At 72.8% G+C, this 19,059-nt stretch carries 17 protein-coding genes; 9 read left to right on the top strand and 8 right to left on the bottom strand.

The annotated features are described in order from the left end of the window. Positions 1-112 precede the first annotated feature (112 nt). Positions 113-868: an SIS domain-containing protein gene (locus tag ACFV5H_RS33005; protein WP_385058595.1), complete on the bottom strand. Its 756-nt coding sequence runs from the start codon at positions 866-868 to the stop codon at positions 113-115. 237 nt (positions 869-1,105) lie between these two features. Here ACFV5H_RS33005 and ACFV5H_RS33000 point away from each other — a divergent pair, with 237 nt between their 5' ends. Then, positions 1,106-1,798 (top strand): metal-dependent transcriptional regulator, encoded by a 693-nt coding sequence (locus ACFV5H_RS33000; RefSeq protein ID WP_073934467.1) that lies wholly within the window; start codon positions 1,106-1,108, stop codon positions 1,796-1,798. Positions 1,799-2,316: 518 nt separating this feature from the next. Then, positions 2,317-3,195, top strand: coding sequence for an alpha/beta fold hydrolase (locus ACFV5H_RS32995; protein WP_385058597.1), 879 nt, complete (start codon positions 2,317-2,319; stop codon positions 3,193-3,195). A gap of 264 nt (positions 3,196-3,459) precedes the next feature. Here the strand turns inward: ACFV5H_RS32995 and ACFV5H_RS32990 are convergent, their stop codons facing one another. The 3 genes from ACFV5H_RS32990 to ACFV5H_RS32980 all read right to left on the bottom strand — a co-directional run bounded on the left by ACFV5H_RS32990 (position 3,460) and on the right by ACFV5H_RS32980 (position 6,621). Further along, entirely contained in the window at positions 3,460-5,058 is a 1,599-nt protein-coding gene (locus ACFV5H_RS32990) for a transporter (RefSeq protein ID WP_385198513.1), read from the bottom strand. A 5-nt stretch (positions 5,059-5,063) separates the two neighbouring features. Next, on the bottom strand, positions 5,064-5,840 hold the full coding sequence (locus tag ACFV5H_RS32985) for an ABC transporter ATP-binding protein (RefSeq protein ID WP_385198517.1): 777 nt from the start codon (positions 5,838-5,840) through the stop codon (positions 5,064-5,066). A gap of 127 nt (positions 5,841-5,967) precedes the next feature. Continuing rightward, entirely contained in the window at positions 5,968-6,621 is a 654-nt protein-coding gene (locus ACFV5H_RS32980) for a bifunctional DNA primase/polymerase (RefSeq protein WP_385058601.1), read from the bottom strand. A gap of 315 nt (positions 6,622-6,936) precedes the next feature. On the opposite strand from ACFV5H_RS32980, the gene ACFV5H_RS32975 reads away from it, so the two are divergent. Next, positions 6,937-8,322, top strand: coding sequence for a transcriptional regulator (locus tag ACFV5H_RS32975; protein WP_073934469.1), 1,386 nt, complete (start codon positions 6,937-6,939; stop codon positions 8,320-8,322). A gap of 182 nt (positions 8,323-8,504) precedes the next feature. Continuing rightward, positions 8,505-10,187 (top strand): hypothetical protein, encoded by a 1,683-nt coding sequence (locus ACFV5H_RS32970; protein ID WP_385198511.1) that lies wholly within the window; start codon positions 8,505-8,507, stop codon positions 10,185-10,187. Positions 10,188-10,234: 47 nt separating this feature from the next. Here the strand turns inward: ACFV5H_RS32970 and ACFV5H_RS32965 are convergent, their stop codons facing one another. Further along, a complete protein-coding gene (locus ACFV5H_RS32965; RefSeq protein WP_385198509.1) occupies positions 10,235-11,548 on the bottom strand; it encodes an ABC transporter substrate-binding protein in 1,314 nt (437 codons plus the stop codon). Positions 11,549-11,720: 172 nt separating this feature from the next. Between ACFV5H_RS32965 and ACFV5H_RS32960 the strand changes: the two genes are divergently transcribed. Then, a complete protein-coding gene (locus ACFV5H_RS32960; RefSeq protein ID WP_385198515.1) occupies positions 11,721-12,167 on the top strand; it encodes a hypothetical protein in 447 nt (148 codons plus the stop codon). A 47-nt stretch (positions 12,168-12,214) separates the two neighbouring features. Then, on the top strand, positions 12,215-13,096 hold the full coding sequence (gene purU / locus ACFV5H_RS32955; RefSeq protein WP_385058608.1) for a formyltetrahydrofolate deformylase: 882 nt from the start codon (positions 12,215-12,217) through the stop codon (positions 13,094-13,096). A gap of 275 nt (positions 13,097-13,371) precedes the next feature. Here the strand turns inward: purU and ACFV5H_RS32950 are convergent, their stop codons facing one another. Further along, positions 13,372-14,505: a maleylpyruvate isomerase N-terminal domain-containing protein gene (locus ACFV5H_RS32950; protein WP_385059337.1), complete on the bottom strand. Its 1,134-nt coding sequence runs from the start codon at positions 14,503-14,505 to the stop codon at positions 13,372-13,374. Beyond that, positions 14,502-15,083, bottom strand: coding sequence for an RNA polymerase sigma factor (locus tag ACFV5H_RS32945; protein ID WP_385198508.1), 582 nt, complete (start codon positions 15,081-15,083; stop codon positions 14,502-14,504). The genes ACFV5H_RS32950 and ACFV5H_RS32945 overlap by 4 nt, the downstream gene beginning before the upstream one ends. A gap of 357 nt (positions 15,084-15,440) precedes the next feature. On the opposite strand from ACFV5H_RS32945, the gene ACFV5H_RS32940 reads away from it, so the two are divergent. From ACFV5H_RS32940 to ACFV5H_RS32930, 3 genes are all read left to right on the top strand, one after another. Further along, a complete protein-coding gene (locus ACFV5H_RS32940; protein ID WP_073934476.1) occupies positions 15,441-15,821 on the top strand; it encodes an STAS domain-containing protein in 381 nt (126 codons plus the stop codon). 148 nt (positions 15,822-15,969) lie between these two features. Continuing rightward, on the top strand, positions 15,970-16,482 hold the full coding sequence (locus ACFV5H_RS32935; protein WP_385198506.1) for an EF-hand domain-containing protein: 513 nt from the start codon (positions 15,970-15,972) through the stop codon (positions 16,480-16,482). Between the two features lie 520 nt (positions 16,483-17,002). Next, a complete protein-coding gene (locus tag ACFV5H_RS32930; protein ID WP_385059329.1) occupies positions 17,003-17,443 on the top strand; it encodes an ATP-binding protein in 441 nt (146 codons plus the stop codon). A 527-nt stretch (positions 17,444-17,970) separates the two neighbouring features. Here the strand turns inward: ACFV5H_RS32930 and ACFV5H_RS32925 are convergent. After that, positions 17,971-18,990, bottom strand: coding sequence for a GlxA family transcriptional regulator (locus ACFV5H_RS32925; protein WP_385198504.1), 1,020 nt, complete (start codon positions 18,988-18,990; stop codon positions 17,971-17,973). Positions 18,991-19,059 lie beyond the last annotated feature (69 nt).

Here is a 19,059-nt window from a genome sequence, read left to right as displayed (position 1 = left end):
ACGCCGGAGGGGCTGGAAATCAGCCCCTCCGGCGTTTGAGGAGCAGGGGTCCGGGGACAGCGTCCCCGGGACGGGTAAGGGCGGCGGGGGCGGAAAAAACCGTCGTCCCGGGTCAGCGGCGGTAGAAGATGCGGTCGGCGTACTCGTCGAAGATGCGGGCGTTCCACTCGTGGCCGCCGTCCACGTTGCCGGAGCGCAGGAGCGGGGGCTCGATGCCGCGGTCGGCGAGAACCGCCGCCGCCGTGGCCATGACGGACTGCAGAAGCGCCGTGGTGACCACCGTGGACGCGGGAGCGAAGGGCGCGGGCACGTTGTCGAGGGTGAGCTCCGCGTCACCGACCGCGATCCGGGAGTCCAGTACGAGATCGCAGTGGTCCTTCAGGAACGTCCCGGAGGAGTGCCGGGACGTCGTCTGCGCCGCGTACGCCACCGACGTCACGCCGATCACCCGCACGCCCCGTTCCCGGGCCTTCATGGCCATCTCCACGGGCAGCGCGTTGCGCCCGGACAGCGAGACGATGATCAGCGCGTCGTCCGCGCGGAGCGGCGAGGAGTCGAGCACGACGCCCGCGAGCCCGTCGACCCGCTCCAGGGCGGAGCCCAGCGTGGCCGGCATCACGTCGACGCCGACGGCCCCCGGCACGGCGAGCAGGTTCATCAGGGCGAGTCCGCCGGCCCGGTAGACGAGGTCCTGCGCGACCAGCGAGGAGTGCCCGGCGCCGAAGGCGAAGAGCCGACCGCCGCCCGCGACCGTGTCGGCGAGCAGCGTGCCCGCCGCCGTGACGGACTCGGCCTCCTCGTCGCGGATCCGCTGCAGCAGGTCGATCGCGGAGTCGAGGAACCGATCGGCCGGCGTGCGGTCGCTCATGCGGCATCCCTTCGGGCACTTCGGGCAGGAGTGTCGCGGATCACCGTGCGGTCTGGACCAGTGCCGTGTCAATACGGCGCCCGACGGCGGGGTTTCCCCTCCGCGCGGTCCTTCGTTTCCACTGCGCGGCCCGGTTGTCGGTCCTATGCGTCAGAATTGGTTCCTGGGCCAGCGCACGCGCCGGTGAGCCGTCCAGCCTCCGGCAGAGCCATCCGCAGATCTCATCGAGGGGCATATATGTCCGGACTGATCGACACCACGGAGATGTATCTCCGCACCATCCTCGAGCTGGAGGAGGAAGGTGTGGTCCCCATGCGCGCCCGGATCGCCGAGCGGCTCGACCAGAGCGGGCCGACGGTCAGCCAGACGGTGGCGCGGATGGAGCGCGACGGCCTGGTGTCCGTCGCCCCCGACCGGCACCTGGAGCTCACCGACGAGGGCCGCCGGCTGGCCACGCGAGTGATGCGCAAGCACCGCCTCGCCGAGTGTCTCCTGGTCGACGTGATCGGCCTGGAGTGGGAGCAGGTCCACGCCGAGGCCTGTCGCTGGGAGCACGTGATGAGCGAGGCCGTCGAGCGCCGTGTGCTGGAACTGCTGAGGCACCCCACCGAGTCGCCGTACGGCAACCCGATCCCGGGCCTGGAGGAGCTGGGCGAGAAGGACGGGGCCGACCCGTTCCTGGACGAGGGCATGGTGTCCCTGGCCGACCTCGACCCGGGCGCCGGGGGCAAGACGGTCGTGGTGCGCCGGATCGGCGAGCCGATCCAGACGGACGCGCAGCTCATGTACACGCTGCGCCGGGCGGGCGTGCAGCCCGGTTCGGTGGTCAGCGTGACGGAGTCGGCGGGCGGGGTGCTGGTGGGCAGCAGCGGAGAGGCGGCCGAGCTGGAGTCGGAGGTGGCCTCGCACGTGTTCGTCGCCAAGCCCTGACCGGTCGGCCGACGGGACGGGGCGGGACATCGGGCGGGCGGTTCGCGCCCGCCCGGTGTGAGGTGTGAACGCGCCGAATCCGAGATCCACTGCGGCGAATCGCAGCGCTCACCGGATTCGCGTGCGAGGCTGTCGCGTGAGGCATATGACCTGAGTGGCTCTGGCCGGGCCGGCAGCGGTGTCACCCCGGCAGGGGAGGGGCGGGACGATGTGCCGTGACCACGTGAGGAGCCCCGGCGCCGCACGGCGCCGGGGCCTGTCCTCCCCTGTGCTGACCCGGAGCCCCGAGCTCTCAGGGTCATTCCCCTCGGACCGTTTTCCCCGAGCGGTCCGCCTCCCGATGAAGATCTCCCCCGGGCCACGGCGATCAATCCCCGCGGGGTGTCACTCGAACGAGGGGTGTTGCCGGGCAAGAAGCCATTTTCGAATGCTCATTCGATAGCCTGCGGGCAAGTAGCAACGGGCAGGGCCAGTACACAGGCAGCGGGCAGGCAGCGAGCTTGGGGGGTGCCAGGACCATGGCGCGACGCATCGACGTGACCGGGGCGGACGGCGTACGGCTCGCCGCCTGGGAGTTCGGCGACCCGCCCAAGAACGGGGCCGACCCGGCGGAGAGCGCCGCGCAGAACGCCCCCGGTGTGCTGTTACTGCACGGCCTGATGGGCCGTGCCTCGCACTGGGCGTCCACCGCCCGCAGGCTCTCCGGGCGGTACCGCGCGGTCGCCCTCGACCAGCGCGGCCACGGCCGCAGTGACAAGCCCCCGGAGGCGTCCTTCACCCGTGACGCCTACGTCGACGACGCCGAGGCCGCCCTGGAACAGCTCGGCCTCGGCCCCACCGTCCTCATCGGCCACGCGATGGGTGCGCTCACCGCCTGGCAGCTCGCCGCCAAACGCCCCGACCTGGTGCGCGGGCTGGTCATCTGTGACATGCGGGCCTCCGCCCTCGGGGCCGCCTCGCAGCGCGAGTGGGCGGAGTGGTTCAAGGCCTGGCCGGTCCCGTTCGCCACACTCGCCGACGTACGCAAGTGGTTCGGCGAGGACGACCCCTGGGTGGAGCGGCCCAACCCGGCCCGCGGCGCGTTCTACGCCGAGGTGATGGCCGAGTCCCCGGACGGCTGGCGTCCGGTGTTCGACCCGGACCAGATGCTCCGCTCCCGCGAGACCTGGGTCTTCGACGCGCACTGGGAGGAACTGGCCCAGGTGCGCTGCCCCGCCCTGGTGGTCCGCGGCCTCGACGGTGAACTCGGCCGCGCGGAGGCCCAGGAAATGGTCCGCGTCATGCCCCACGGCCGGTACGCGGAGGTCGCCGACGCCGGCCACCTGGTCCACTACGACCAGCCGGAGACCTGGCTCACGGCGATCGGACCCTTCCTGGACTCACTGGACGACCGCTGACCCCACTCCGTGACGGGAACCCGGCGGCACCGCCCCCGCTCACCGGCGAGGAGGTCCGCCCAGGCGTCCCGCCGGGCGGTGCTGGGGACCGACGCACCGGGACCCGCGGGCCAGGAGTGGTGGCCACGCCGGGACAGAGGGCCTCCTCGCCTCAGCGGTGAGCCCTGCGGGCTGCCTCCCTCACGGCGACCACCGTGGGCCGCGCACCGGAATGCCACGTGCCCGATCCCCTCCACCACGTCGCGGGGCCCGACCTCCCGCTCCTCACCCCTTGCTCACCGCCGTCAGGATCTCCGGCAGCCGACGGGCCGTCTGCGGGGCCGCCAGTCGCAGGCCGAGGAACGTCAGGGCCGCGCCGTACGCCGTGCCCACCGGCAGCAGCAGCCACAGCCAGTCGTCGCCGCCCTCGGCGATGTTCAGCCAGATGGTGAGGGCGATGACCGGGACGCACAGCACCGCCGCCGCGACCATGCCGCCGAAGACGGATATCCAGGCCAGCCCGACCTGCCCCGGGGCGACGTTCTTGTGACCCTCCTGAGGGATGGAGTACGGGAAGCGGGCCGAGGTCCACGCGCCCGTCGAGAGCATCGCGCCGAGCAGCGCGAAGGACAGGCCCAGCGCCTCCGGCAGCCGCGCCCAGTCGCCCAGCACCGCCGTCGTCAGCACGGTGACGAGCGCGGCGTACGGCAGGGTGACCAGCAGCAGCGCCAGCGCGCGGGCGCGCAGCTCGACGTACGCCTCCCGGGTCGACGAGATCGTCATCGCGACCATCCAGAACGCCGAGGTGTCCTGCCCGAACTGGTTGTACATCTGGATACCGAGCATCCCGGCGGCGAAACAGGCGAAGTAGACCGAGCCGGTGCCCTGCCAGGCGTTGAACACCGGCACGATCAGCCCGATCGCCAGCGAGGTCACCCACGCGGCCTTCGTCTTCGGGTCGCGCCGGATGTAGCGCAGGCTGCGCTCCATGGCCGTACCCGTGCGGCCCGGCGGCAGCAGCCGGGACAGGCCCGTCGACGCGCGGTCGCGGACCGCCGTGTCCCCGGCCGCCTGGAGGGTGGAACCGTCCGGCGAGGTCATCAGCCGCGTCAGGGACCGCGACCACAGCGCGAGCAGCCCCGCCAACGCCGCCGCGCTCAGAGCCAGTTGCGCCAGCGCGATCCCGTACGCCCCCTCGCCCGCCGTATGCACCGCGGCGACCGCCGACGCCGGCGGGAACCACCGCAGCACGTCCGCCGCCGGGTCGAGCTGCTCCAGACCGGAGGAACCCAGCCGCTGAGCCCCGAAGTTGACCACCTGCGCCCCGACGGCGATCACCAGCCCGCTGAGCACCGCGAGGTCCCGGCCCTTGCGGCTGGTGAGCAGCCGTACGTTGGCGGCGGCCACCGCCCGCGCGAGCGCCACGCACACCAGCAGCGCCAGCGGCACGGCGAGGACACCCACGGCGAACGCCGCCCCGCCGTGCGCGACGGCGATCACGGAACCGGCGAGCAGGCACAGCGTGAACAGCGGCCCGACACCGACCAGCGAGGACACGAGCAGGGCCCGCACCAGCGGCCGCGGCCGCAGCGGCAGCATCACCAGCCGGGTCGGGTCGAGGGTCTCGTCGCCCCCGGGGAAGAACAGCGGCATCACCGCCCAGCCGAGGCCCAGCACCGCCACGAGCAGCACCACCAGCGACTCGACGTGGCCGGAGCCGCGCAGCGCGATCAGCCCGAGCAGTTGCAGCGCGGCGAACAGCAGGGTGACGACGGCGGAGGCGATGTACGCCGCCTTCCGCCCGCCGGACTGCCGCAGCCCGTTGCGCAGCAGGGACAGTTTCAGTCGGACGAAGACGGAGGTGAGGGCGGCGGGAGTGCTCACGGCGCTCACCGGGAACCCCCGCCCAGCCAGTCCAGGTCCGAACCGGCGTCGCGGCTGTCCGCCCCGACCAGCTCCAGGAACGCCCGCTGCAGCGAGGGCGCGTCACCGCGCACCTCGGCGAGCGGGCCGTGGGCGCGGATCCGGCCGGCGGCCATCACGGCCACCCAGTCGCACAGTGACTCGACGAGCTCCATGACGTGGGAAGAGAACACGACCGTGGCGCCGGACGCCGTGTACCGCTCCAGAACACCCCGGATGGTCTGTGCGGAGACCGGGTCGACACCCTCGAACGGCTCGTCCAGGAAGAGGACTTCGGGATTGTGCAGCAGGGCGGCGGCGAGCCCGGTCTTCTTGCGCATGCCGGTCGAGTAGTCGACGACGAGCTTGTGCTGGGCACCGGCCAGATCGAGGACGTCGAGCAGCTGCGTGGCCCGCTTGTCGACCTCGTCACCGGGCAGCCCCCGCAACCGCCCCGTGTACGCCAGCAGTTCACGCCCCGACAGTCGCTCGAACAGCCGCAGCCCCTCCGGCAGCACCCCGATCCGGGCCTTGACCTCCACCGGATCCCGCCACACGTCGTGCCCGACGATCTCGACGGTTCCCTGATCGGGCCGCAGCAGCCCGGTCACCATGGACAGGGTGGTGGTCTTCCCGGCCCCGTTGGGCCCGACCAGCCCGATGAACCGCCCCGCGGGCAGCTCCAGATCGATCCCCCCGACCGCGACCTGCTCCCCGAACCGCTTCCAGAGCCCTCGCACACGTACGGCCACAGTCCCCACCAGGTCTCCCTCCGTCGGCAAAGAAGCCTAGGGGAGTGAGCGCCCCAAAGGGGCGCGGGGAACTGCGCGACGAGCCACAACGGCCCCGCAGCCGCGACACAGCACAAGCCCCACAGGACAAGAGGCGCGCCTAGCGATCCCGACCGCACGCGTACGCCAACGGCGAGACCAGCTCCTCCACATCCGGCAACCACCGATTCGCAGCCGTGGGCCGGCAGGCCCACTGCACGGCCCCCCTGCACCCGACCCGCGTAGGCGGCGCAGCCACGTACGCCCCCTCCCCGAGGACCGTCAGGTCGAGCGACGACAACGACCACCCCAGCCTGCGCAGCGACTCCGGCACCTTCGCCGAAGCCCCCGGCAGCACGAAGAACTCCGTCCGCCGGTCCGGCGTCACCGTGACCGGCCCCAGCGTCAGCCCCATCCGCTCCATCCGCGCGAGTGCCAGGAACCCCGCCGTCTCCGGCACGGAGACCGCGTCGAACGTCCGCCCGGTGGGCAGCAGGATCGACGCGTCCGGCTGCTTCTGCCACATCCGGCGGGCGACGGTCGCGCTGCCGGTCGCCTGGGCCGCCCAGTCCGGGCGGGCCGGGTGCGCGCCGGGCGAGGGGCACGCGGCGTCACCGCACGAGCAGCGCTGCACCCCCTCGACGGCCTCCAGCCAGGTGCCCGGGAACACGTCCCAGTGCCGTTCCTCGGCGTAGCGAACTGCGGTGTCCAGCAGCGATTCCCCGCGCTGCGTCGGGATCTGTACGGCGTCGGTGCCCGCGATCGTCTCTTCCACGATGAACACAACTACGGCCGTCACCAGGGGTTACGCCCGCGCGGATGCGCGGGGGAGGAGCACCGGTTCCGGGTTCGGGGCGCATGGGTGCATCCATGGGGGCGCGCGGGAGGATCCGCGTCCCCGGTGGGTAACCAGGAGTGGGGCCGGCATCCGCCGTTACCCCGGCAATCCTCACATGTCCCGCATTGTCGTTACTTCGGTGGGGCATTGATCTTCCCGGCCGCTTTTCTCGCCGGGACGCGAGACGTACGGCCGCGGAAGACACGTCAACTCGGTGCGTGGGCAGGGCACCGCAGCCTCAGGGGGTACGCCATGGCCGCAAGGCCTCTCGTCGCGCGGCAGCCGAACGAACGGCTGCAGGCGCTCATCCAGGAAGCCGGATGCTCCAACGCCGGGCTGGCCCGCAGGGTCAACATGTGCGGCGCCGAGCACGGCCTCGACCTGCGCTACGACAAGACGTCGGTGGCGCGCTGGCTGCGCGGACAGCAGCCGCGGGGCCGGGCACCGGCGATCATCGCGGAGGCACTGGGCCGCAAACTGGGCCGTACGGTCACGATCGACGAGATCGGCATGGCCAACGGCAAGAACCTCGCCTCGGGTGTCGGCCTCCAGTTCTCGCCGACGGTACTGGGAGCCATCGAGCAGGTATGCGAGCTGTGGCGCAGCGACGTGGGGCGGCGGGACTTCCTGTCCGGTTCCTCCGTCGCCGCCTCCGCGCTGGTGGAGCCCAGCCGCGACTGGCTGATCTCCGCGCCCGACGGGCAGGTGGCGCGCTCCGCCGGGCCCCGCGTGGGACAGTCCGACGTGGCGGCCGTACGGTCCATGACGCAGGCGCTGGTGGACCTGGACCACCAGTACGGCAGCGGGCACGTGCGCCCGGTCGTGGTCCACTACCTCAACAGCGTCGTCTCGGGGCTGCTGGCGGGGTCGTACCGCGAGGCCGTGGGACGCGACCTGTTCGCGGCGGTCGCGCGGCTGACCGAACTCGCCGGGTACATGGCCGTCGACACCGGGCAGCCGGGCCTCGCCCAGCGCTACTACATCCAGGCGCTGCGGCTGGCGCAGGCGGCCGGGGACCGCGGATACGGCGGATACGTGCTCGCCGCCTCCATGAGCCACCTGGCCGCGCAGCTCGGAAACCCACGTGAGATCGCGCAGTTGGCGCGCGCGGCGCAGGAGGGCGCGCGGGGGCGCGTGACACCCCGCGCGGAGGCGATGTTCCACGCGGCGGAGGCGCGCGGGCACGCGCTGATGGGCGACGTGCACGCCGCGCAGACGGCGGCGGGGCGCGCGGTGAGCGCCATGGAGGCCGTCGATCCGGCCTCGGGCGACGACCCGGTGTGGATCGCGCACTTCGACGAGGCCTACCTGGCCGACGAGTTGGCGCACTGCCACCGGGACCTCGGTCAGGCGGAGGCCGCCGCGCGGTGCGCCCGCCAGGCGCTGGACGGGCATCCCGCGTCGCGGGCGCGGCGGCGGGCGATCGGCCTCGTGCTGCTGGCCACCGCGCAGGTGCAGCAGCGCGAGATCGAACAGGCATGCAGTACGGGCCTGAAGGCGGTGGAGCTGCTGGGCGGGCTCCGCTCCAACCGGGGCGCCGAGTACCTGGAGGACCTCCAGCAGCGCCTCGAGCCGTACCGGGAGGAGTCCGTGGTACGGGAGTTCGGGGCGCGGATGGAGCTCCAGACGGCGGCGTGACGTCCATGACGTGACGGGCAGGGGTGAAGGGAAGGGGGTGACGCAAGCGGCGTACGGTGTCCCGGTTTTGTTACCGCGCTCACAGGGCAGGAGGTCAGGTCCTGTGCTGCGTGGCACCGGGCTCAGGGGACCCGGTAGCGTGAGCCGACGATTCACAAGGTCCCCCATTGGTAGGAGTCCCGGTGACGCAGAGTGGACAGGGCGAGGAGCCCTCGGCGCGCCCCGCGCGCGAAGGCATCGTGCTGCCCTCCGACGGTGGTGAACCCCTGCTGCCGGGCATGACGGCCGGACCGGTCGCCCCCGGCGGCAGCGCGGACGGCCGGACCTCCGGCGGAGAGTTCCCCGCCTCGGCCCCGCCCGGCGGCCAGACCTGGGGCACGCCGTGGGGCCCCGGGCAGCAGAACCCGGCTTCACCGCCCGGCCAGGACTGGCAGTCCCCGTCCGACGGCCGGTGGGGCACCCCGGAGCCGTCCCCGTGGGGCGCGCAGAACCCGTCCGCCCCGGCCCACGGCGGCGGCCCCGGCCCGCTCCCGCCCGAGGGCGCGCAGACCCACGGCGGCCATTCCCCGTACGGCGCGAACGGCCCGCAGCCGGGCGCCGGATACGACGGGAACACCCCGTCCGGCCCGCACGGGAACGTTCCGCACGGCGGTGCCGGTCCGTACGCCGCCGGAGCCCCGCTGCCGCCCGCGAGCGCGGACCCCTACGGCGCCCCCGCCCAGAACGGCTACGGCGCCCCCCAGTACCCGCCGGCCGCCGCGCCGGACGGGGTGGAAGGGGTCACCCAGTACATGCCGCCGGTGCCCGCCGCCGACGAGGGGGCGACGCAGTTCATACCCCCGGTGAGCCCGGGCGCGCTGCCCCCCGAGATGCCCGCCCACGGCTCCGAGGCGGGCGGATACCCGGGGATGCCCCCGCAGCACGTACCCGGCGCGGGACACCTGCCGCCCGCCGGCGGCCCCGACGCCGAGGCCACCCAGTACATCGCCCCCGTCACCGACCAGCCCCCCGGGCAGTCCTACGGCACCCCGCCGCCCGGTGACGGCAACCGGCAGCCGCCCGCCGAGTTCGACAACCTCTTCCGCGACGACGCCGGCGGCCCGGCCGGAACCCAGCAGCTCCCGCGCGTCGAGTACGGGCAGCCCGCCCGGGCCGCCCACACCCCGCCCGGCGGCCCGGCCGGCCCCACCGCTCCGACCGGCGGCCGGGGCGGACGCGGCGGACGCGGCGGTGGCCGTACCGGCTCACGCGTGCCGCTCATCGCGGCGGTCGGCGTCGGTATCGCCGTCCTCGGCGTCGGCGCGGGCGCGCTGCTCGGCAGCCCGGGCGGCGACGACGACGGCGACAACCAGAACGTGTCCGCGACCGCGCCCGCGAGCGTGGAGGCCTCCGCCTCGCCGGCCGCCGACCCGGCCCGTGAGCAGGCCGTCGAGCTGGACAAGCTGCTGGCCGACAGCGGCAACAGCCGCACCACCGTGATCAACGCGGTCGCCGATGTGAAGGCCTGCCGCGACCTCGGCCAGGCGGCCGAGGACCTGCGGGAAGCGGCCGGGCAGCGCAACCAGCTGGTGACCGACCTCTCCGGCCTGTCGGTGGACAAGCTGCCGGACCACCAGGCGCTGACCACCGCGCTCACCAAGGCGTGGCAGGCGTCGGCGTCGGCCGACAACCACTACGCCGCCTGGGCCGACCAGACCGCCGGCAAGAAGGGCTGCAAGAAGGGCCAGGCCCGTTCCACCGGCCAGACCCAGGCGGGCAACCAGGCCAGCGGCACGGCGACCACCGAGAAGAAGAAGGCCGCCGATCTGTGGAACGCGATCGCCAAGCAGTACGGCCTGACCGAGCGCCAGCCGACCCAGTTGTGACCGGACGCCGCTGACCCGCGTCCCGCCCGGCCGGGCGGAACCGCGGGTCAGCCCAGATCCGCGTCCCGCAGTGTCTTCGTCACATCGGTGAAGCCCTTGCGGGCCGCGACCAGCCGGCCGTCCTCGACCACCTGCAGCGTCACGTTCGCGTTGACCAGCCGGGGGAAGCCGACGGCGGCGAGCTCGTCCTGGAAGTTCCACCGCAGGGTGGGGGTGAGCCCGCCCGTGGTGACCTTCAGCCCGCCGTCCAGCGCCCCGCTCACCGTGTCGGCGCTCACCTCGCCGTCGCCCAGGGACTCGACGACCTGCTTGAACACGGTGTAGGCGATCCAGGTGGTCTGCACCCCGGCGTCCGCGGCGTCGATCCGGTTGTCGCCGAACGCCTCCTCCTTGATCACCTTCTTCATCGGGTCCCAGCTCGCGTCGCTCGCCGCCGGGTACCAGCCGGTGACGTACGACCCCTCGTACGGCCCCGACGCCCCGCCGGACGCGTCGATCGTCGTCTGGTCGACGCTGCCCAGCACGGTCGCGGTGCGCACCTCGGGATAGTCGGCGCGGGCCCGCCGGAAGGAGTCCATGAAGGTGCCCGTGCGGTCGCCGAGGGCGGGCACCACACAGCCCCGCTCGGCCACGTCCGCGGTGGAGCGCTCCAGGGCCTGCCGCGCCTGGCTCTCGTACGAGGTGGCGTCCTCCGCGGCCCGCTGGTCACCGGAGCGCGCGTGCCCGCCCGCCGCCAGGCCCGAGTCGAGCAGCGGGGGCAGCTGGTCGCCCACGATGGTGTCGGGCCGGATCAGGGTGACCGGCCCGCAACTGCCGGCCAGGGTGCGGCCGAGACCGGCCAGCAGCGCCGGCTGGCCGCCGTTGACGGGATAGGACAGCGGGCTGGTGAACTCGTTGTTGGTGATGCCGTAGCCGCCGATGTACGGGATTCCGGCGCCCTCCAGGGTGGGCATGAAGGAGTCGGCGTACTGGCTGTAGGAGCCGACGACCGCGACGGCGTTCTCCTGCACCGCGCGCCGGGCGCACCGTGCGGCGGCCACGGTGTCGTTCTTGTCGTTGCAGGTCAGTACGGTGAGCCGGCGGCCGTTGATACCGCCCTGGGAGTTGATCCAGCGGGCGTACGCTTCGGCGAGCGCGGGCATCCCGGGCTTGTTGGTGGCCTCGGTGTCCTGGGGCGCCCACGTCATCACGGTGATGGGGCCGTCGTCCCCGGAGCCCCCCGTGGCACCGGGGACGACTCCGCACCCGGCGGCGAGCGACGCGCACGCCACCAGCGCGCCCGTGGTCAGGACGCGGGCCCTGACGGGCCGGTGGAGGAGGCGGGGGAGGAGAATGCTGCGGATGCGTCGCCTGCCGGTCATGCTCCCGCACGATTCCGTCACACGGCCAACCCCGGAGTGACCCTTGGTCAACGGACGGTGACACCGGGGTGAATTACGGGGTCCCGTATGACTCGTGTGGCGCGGAAACGTACGATCGACGATCGTGCAAGGTTCGGAGAACTCTTCCCGTCGCGGCCGTCGCTCCTTCACCATGGGCGGCATGCCACTCAACGACATGCCGTGGTGGCGCTGGCGCAGCAATGTGCGCTCCGCGCTGCACATGCTCTCCGACCCCGCCTTCCAGCGGGGCGTCTGGCTGGCCGGGGCCGACGGCTACGGCGACGTCACCGACGCCGTCTACCGGCTGGTCGAGGACACCTGGCTGGACAACTGGTCCGCCGAGAAGTACGTCGGCACGATCTTCCGCGACTCCCAGGAGGCGGCGCTCGTCGACACCGCGGTGCTGCGCGTGCTGCGGATCATGCACCAGGTCGGCCCGGACGCGCCGGTGGCCGCCTATCTCGAGCACGAGGGGTGGCCGGAGGCGGTACGGGCCGCGCGGGACGCGCACGTGCGGATGGCGGCGAGCGACGGTGACGACCCCGACGCCCCGCCGAGCACCCTCGAGGTGCTGCGGATCGTGACGCGGTCCGCGTAGCGGAACGGTCGGCCGGCCGTGACCGCGCGTGTGGGACCCTTTTCTGCATGAGCGAGCAGTCCACCCGAGCCGCGGCCCCCGCCGACCAGTACGTCCTCACCCTGTCCTGCCCCGACAAGCAGGGCATCGTGCACGCCGTGTCGAGCTACCTCTTCATGACCGGCTGCAACATCGAGGACAGTCAGCAGTTCGGCGACCACGACACGGGACTGTTCTTCATGCGCGTCCACTTCTCGGCGGACGCCCCGGTGACCGTGGAGAAGCTGCGGGCGAGCTTCGCGGCGATCGGTGACTCCTTCCACATGGACTGGCAGATCAACCGGGCCGACGAGAAGATGCGCATCCTGCTCATGGTCAGCCGGTTCGGGCACTGCCTGAACGACCTGCTGTTCCGCGCGCAGACCGGCGCGCTGCCGGTGGAGATCGCCGGGGTGGTGTCCAATCACACCGACTTCGCCGAACTGGTGGCTTCGTACAACATCCCCTTCCACCACATCCCGGTGCCGAAGGACGGCAAGGCGGAGGCCGAGGCCCGGCTGCTGGAGATCGTGCGCGAGGACGACGTCGAGCTCGTCGTCCTCGCCCGTTACATGCAGGTCCTCTCGGACGACCTGTGCAAGCAGCTCTCCGGGCGGATCATCAACATCCACCACTCCTTCCTGCCGAGCTTCAAGGGCGCGAAGCCCTACCACCAGGCGCACGCGCGGGGTGTGAAGCTGATCGGTGCGACCGCGCACTATGTCACCGCCGATCTCGACGAGGGGCCGATCATCGAGCAGGAGGTCGAGCGGGTGGGGCACGACGTCACGCCCGAGGGGCTCGTCGCGATCGGGCGGGACGTGGAGTGCCAGGCGCTGGCGCGGGCGGTGAAGTGGCATGCGGAGCGTCGCATTCTGCCCAATGGGCGGCGGACGGTGGTTTTCGCCTAGGAGCGCTCGGGTTCATCCGTTTCGTCGGTGGGTGCGGGTGAGTGGGGCCGTTTGCGCAGTTCCCCGCGCCCCTGGGGGCGTCCTGCCGTGGTCCCGTGCGGGTGCGTTGTGGCTTGTCGCGCAGTTCCCCGCGCCCCTAGGGGGTGTTTCGCCGTGGTTCGGTACGGGCCCGCGCCCCCAGAGGTGGGTCCACTGGACCGGCCTGAAAGGGGCGCGGGGAACTGCGCGACCAGCCACAGATCACCCGCACCTGCCGACGAGACAGGACCCGCCCCCTACATCCGGCTCATGCTCGCCGCCGCGAACAGCACGTCCTTGATGGCGTCGCGGTCGCCGACCTGCCCCACCGCGGCCTCTCGCGGCGGCACATGTCCCGCCGCGAGCCTGCAGAACTCCGCCCCGTCCAGCGCGACATGCGCCACCTCGTGCTCGGCCGACCCCTTCGCCGCCGGCGAGTCCAGCGGGATCAGCCACTCGCCTCCGCCGGACCCCTCGATCTCCAGCCGCAGGCTGCGTCCCGGCTCCCCGGCGGCGACCAGGTGCCGCTCCACGGGGGAGGCCAGCCCGTGCAGCCGGCGGTGTTCGAGGACGGCCGGCAGCATCCGTGCGGCCAGGTCGACGATGCGGTGCAGATGCCGCCCGGAGGGCGGGTCGTACGGGTAGTCCACCGCCTCGGCGATGTCCTCGGCGTGCACCCAGCACTCGAAGGCCCGGTCCAGCATCGCGTCGTGCAGCGGCAGTTCGTAGTCGCCGTACGACACGGGCAGCCGTCCGGTGCCGCCGCCCGTGAAGGACACCGTCCGTACGAGGTCGTGGCTCTGCTCCCGCCAGGGCGCCCGCACCGAGCGGGTGGGCGGGAAGCGGGCGGCCCGCCAGTACGCCTCGGTGCGGTCCGACGGGGTGGGCCGGGCGGCCGTGGTGTCGCCGAGCGGGTCGTCGAGGCCGAGGGCGACCGCGACCAGCCCGTCGACCGTCAGCAGGTGCGCGATGACCCCGGCGACGGTGGTACGGCGGCTGCTCGCCTCGTCGGACTCGTACCAGCGCAGCCGCACCGGCGCGTGCCACTCGGAGTCGCCGAAGTCCTGGAGCAGCGCGTCCAGCCGCGCGGTCTCGGCGTCGTACGCGGCGGCCCACTCCGGCACGGGGACGCGGGGCGGGCGCCGCTCCAGGCAGGCTTCCAGGACGCGGGTGCGCAGGCCGGGGTCCAGGTCCAGGCTCTCGGGCCGCTGGAGCAGGCCGACCGCCTCGCGCAGCCGCAGCGCCTCGTCCGCGCAGGGCCCGCAGGCGCCGAGGTGCTCCTCGACGGCGTCCGCCTCCGCCGGCGCGCAGGCGGCCAGCGCCCAGGCACCCAGCAGCGACTTCAGCACGTGGTGCTCCAGCACGAGCGGCTCGGCGTGGTGCTCATTCACGCGGCGCCCCCGATCCCGGGCGGGTCGCCCGGGGTCCCGGTGTCGTGCGCGGTGGCCAGCAGCTGCAGGCCGAGGCGGAGCCGGCGGCGGGCCTCGTCGTCGGTGACGCCCAGGTCGGCGGCGGTCTGGCGGTAGTCCCGGCGCTGGAAGTACGCCAGCTCCAGGGCGGCCCGCAGGGGTGCCGGCATGGACTGGACGATGTAGTCGGCGCGGGCCGCCACCGAGGCGTGCCGCACCGTGCGCTCCAGGTCCTCCGCGGTGCCGGGGCCGCCGCGGGCGAGTGCCGCGGTCTCCGTGGTGCGCAGCCGTCGTACGGCCAGCAGGCTGGTCAGCGTGGCGAGCCAGGTGCGCAGGGGTTCCTGCGCGGGGTCGTAGGAGTCCGGGTGTTCCCAGACGTGGGCGAAGACGTCACGGGTGACGGCGTCGGCGGCGTGTTCGTCGCCGACGACGCGGTGGGCGAGGCCGTGCACGAGCGAGGCGAACCGGTCGTAGAGCTCGCCGAGGGCCGCCGCCTCCCCGTGCGCGAGCCGTTGCTGCATCCTGCGGTCCCAGCGGGGCGGTACGTCCGTTTTCGGCATGCGGCCCCTCACCCCCTGTTCCTTCCCGGTCCCGGGTCGGTCGGTACCCGGGTCCGGTGTGGCCTGCGACCCCAGGAATGTAGTCGGCGCGCAGGAGGGCGCACGCCCCTTTATGGCAATGTGCGCCCCTGGAGGAGCCGCAGGTGGTAAGGGGCCGCCCGCCCACGTCGGACGCCGCTCGGGTCGCATCTGCCCACCTCCGCACCGATCGGAACCGATCGAATCAGATCGAAGACGATTAAAATAAGCCCTTTCTGTTCGGTATCCGTTTCTTGGCTCGCGTTTCAGGGAACGGCCGGTGGGCAGCCGCGCTGCAAGGAAGCGTAGGGACTGCTTCCGTTTCGGTGAGCGAGGGGCGTGGTGGTGACCTTCAAAGTGACCGACAAGGAGCACGGCGAGTGGGCCGTGCTCCGGGTCTCGGGCGAGCTGGACCTGGTGACGTCCCCGGTGCTGCGCCAGCGGGTGCACGACGTGGTGGCCGAGGGCAGGCACAGCCTCGTCCTCGACCTCTCCGAGGTGTGGTTCTGCGACTCCAGCGGGGTCGGCGTGCTCATAGCCTCCCGCCGGCTGCTCCGCTCCTGCCAGGGCAGCCTGCGGCTGATCCTTCCCGCGCGGGGGGCCGCCGACGGCAGTCACGTCAACAAGGTGCTCGGCGCCCTCGGGGTCCGCCGGCTCTTCGAGATCCACCCCGACGTCCCCTCCGCGGTCGACGAGGACTCCCGCCCGCTGTCGGCGTGACGCCGTGTGCGGGTGCTCACACGTGTCACACGCTTGTCCCGTTATTCCCCCGGTCTTGGTCCAGGCGTCGTTTTCCGGCTCCCCGGCGACCCTCCACCACGTACGCTCCCAGCGAGACGACCCACTGACCTAAGGCGGCCTGAGAGACATGGTCACCAGCGAGTACGAGCGCAGGATCGCGGCCCGCTTCGCGGGCTTCGACCAGGACGGCAACGGCTACATCGACCGCGAGGACTTCAGCGGAGCGGCCAAGGCGCTGCTCGCCGAGTTCGGCACCGCGGCCCGCTCCGACCGGGGCCAGGCCCTGTACATCGGTGCGGAGGCGTTCTGGCAGGGCATGGCGGGGATCGCGGACCGCGACGGCGACCAGCGCATCACGCGCGAGGAGTTCGTGAACGGCGCGGTCAAGCGGCTGCGGGACAACCCGGACCGGTTCGCCGAGATCGCCCGCCCCTTCCTGCACGCGGCGCTCGCCGTCGCCGACACCGACGGGGACGGCACGGCCGGCGTCGAGGACGCCGCGCGGGTCCTCAAGGTGCTCGGCGTCCCCGAGGACCTCGCCCGTACGGCCGCCGCCGCGCTGGACCCGGACGGCGACGGCAGGATCGGCGAGGAGGAGATCGTCCGCTCCTTCGCCCGCTACTTCACCGTCCCCGAGTAGCTCCGGCGACCCTGGTGGTCTTGGCGGCCCGGGTGGAACTCCTCCGCGCGGATGTCACGGATCGTGGCATTTTCATGATCACGGAGGGTTGATACCGGCTTGTGCCCTGTGCGGCACTCGTCACGGCCCGGAGTCGGACGTCCGCTCCGGTACCTTGTGTGGGATGCGAGTGGTCCCGCGTACGCACCGCGCCGGAGCCGCCCCCGAGGCGACTCCGTACCGGCCGGTGCCTGCGACTTCCCGCCGGGTGGCCAGGCGAAACGCCGGCGCCCGTTCGACTTCCCGCAGCGGGCGTCGCACAGTATGCCGTACGTGTACTCCTTCGCGCTGGAATATGCCCGAAGCGCTTGTTGGGGTGACTGTACGTCAACCATGCTGTCTCACAGGGGATTCACGTTCCGTGACCCCTGTCCCGGCCGTTGTTCCGGCCATGCAGAAAATGGCTACGATCGTGGCCCTCGTGAGGCGCGAGTCCAAGTTTCCGCCGGTTCGGATGGTGTGAGCGGTGCAGGTGCTTCAAGTGCAGCTGGAGATCCGGCCCGACCCCGCTGAGGTGGGACGGGCCCGGCGGTGGGCCCGTTCGCGGCTGGCCGGTTCGGGCATAGGGGCCGACGAACCGCTCGCCGAGACCCTGATCCTGCTCGTCTCGGAGCTCGTCACCAACGCCGTGGTGCACACAGGCCGTCCGGCCGTGCTGCGGCTCTCCCTGCCGGAGGAGGACGCCGAGGGGGCCACCGTCCGCCTGGAGGTGACCGACCGCAGCGAACGGGCGCCGGTGCCGCGCTGTGTGGACGGCGAGGCGACGGGCGGGCGCGGGCTCGCGCTCGTGGACGGGCTGGCGGATCGGTGGGGATGGAGCGCGGAGGGCGCCGGCAAGCGGATCTGGTGCGAGCTGGATCGCTGCGGGCGGGTCTCCGACGGGGCTTCGGCGTGTGGCGGGTTGGCTTACGAAGCGGTGTGAGTGTGTCGCGGCAGGGCTCGGGGCGCCGGGTTGTGCGGCGGGTGCGGGCCGGTCGTGGTTGATCGCGCAGTTCCCCGCGCCCCTTTTTCGCGCAGTTCCCCGCGCCCCTTCAGGGAGTTGTCCGCGCCCTCGTTCGCAGGTGCATGGGTGCACGGGAGGCCGGGGCGGAGGGCGGGGATGTGAGGTGGTGCGCCGGGTGTGCTTCCGTGCGCGGTGCCGGCGAACAGGTCATATGCCCCAAGCGGGTCATTGTCACCCGAATCGGTATTGACGTGCCGTGACCGTTTGATCACGCTGTTCGTCAGCGATTCGCCGCGAGGGGACGGCGAGGGCTCGACGACGGAGTCCTCGACGAGTGTGGGTCGTGATTCGGCGTCGGTTCCCTCAGGGCCGAGGGGAACCCGGGCGGGAGCGCCGAAGCCGAAGAGCGGTGCGGCGCTGCCGTGCTCGGGGCGGACAGCGCCGCACCGCCACCGCCGGCAGGGACCCGGGTTCTCCACAGCCTGTGGGCGATCTCCCGCTCGCCCTCAGGCCGACGCGGCCGTCCCCGCCCGGAAGGTCCGCCGGTACGCCGTCGGCGTCACCCCCAGCGCCGCCTGGAGGTGACGCCGCATCGACTGGGCCGTGCCGAAACCGGCGTCGCGGGCCACCTGGTCCACGGACAGACCGGTGGACTCCAGCAGATGCCGGGCCCGTTCCACCCGCTGCCGGGTCAGCCACTGCCCCGGACTGACACCGGACTCCTCCCGGAAACGGCGCGTGAAGGTGCGTACCGACATCGCCTCCCGCGCGGCCATGTCGCGCAACTGGATCGGCTCGTGCAGCCGGCCCAGCGCCCACGCGCGGGCGGCGCTCGTGGAGGACTGCTGCGGATCGGGCACCGGCCGCTCGATGTACTGCGCCTGCCCGCCGTCCCGGTGCGGCGGTACGACCGTACGGCGGGCCACCTCGTTGGCGACGACGGCGCCGTGGTCGCGTCGCACGATGTGCAGGCACAGGTCGATCCCGGCCGCGACGCCCGCCGAGGTGAGGATGTCCCCGTCGTCGACGAACAGCACGTCCGGATCGACCTCGATCCGCGGGAACAACCGCTGGAGGCGCTCGGAGTCGGCCCAGTGGGTGGTGGCGGGCCGGCCGTTGAGATATCCGGCGGCGGCGAGGACGTACACACCGGTGCAGATGGAGGCGAGCCGGGTGCCGGGGCGGATGCGGGCGAGGGCGGCGGCCAGTTCACCGGTCAGCTCGCCCCGCTCGAACACCGGGCCGAGCTCGTAGGACGCCGGGACGACCACCGTGTCGGCGGTGGCGAGGGCCTCGGGGCCGTGGGCGACGTGGACGGCGAAGTCGGCGTCGGTCTCCACCGGCCCGGGCGGCCGGACGGAGCAGGTGATCACCTCGTACAGGTGCCGCCCCCGCCCGTCCCTCGGGCGGCCGAAGATGCGGTGCGGGATGCCCAGCTCGAAGGGGAGCAGCCCGTCGAGGGCGAGGACGACGACGCGGTGGGGCCGGAAGTCGGCGGACGCTCGGGAGGGCTCGACCGGATCCATGGCCCGATCCTAGCGAATGCTGTCCTCCGGGCCACTCGTTGTGGCGGGCCCGTTCCCGGAAGCTCTATG

This window comes from Streptomyces sp. NPDC059787 (genome assembly GCF_042732315.1).
Lineage (GTDB): Bacteria > Actinomycetota > Actinomycetes > Streptomycetales > Streptomycetaceae > Streptomyces > Streptomyces atrovirens.
Note: the sequence above shows the minus strand (reverse complement) of the source record. Positions and strands in the feature narration are given on the sequence as shown.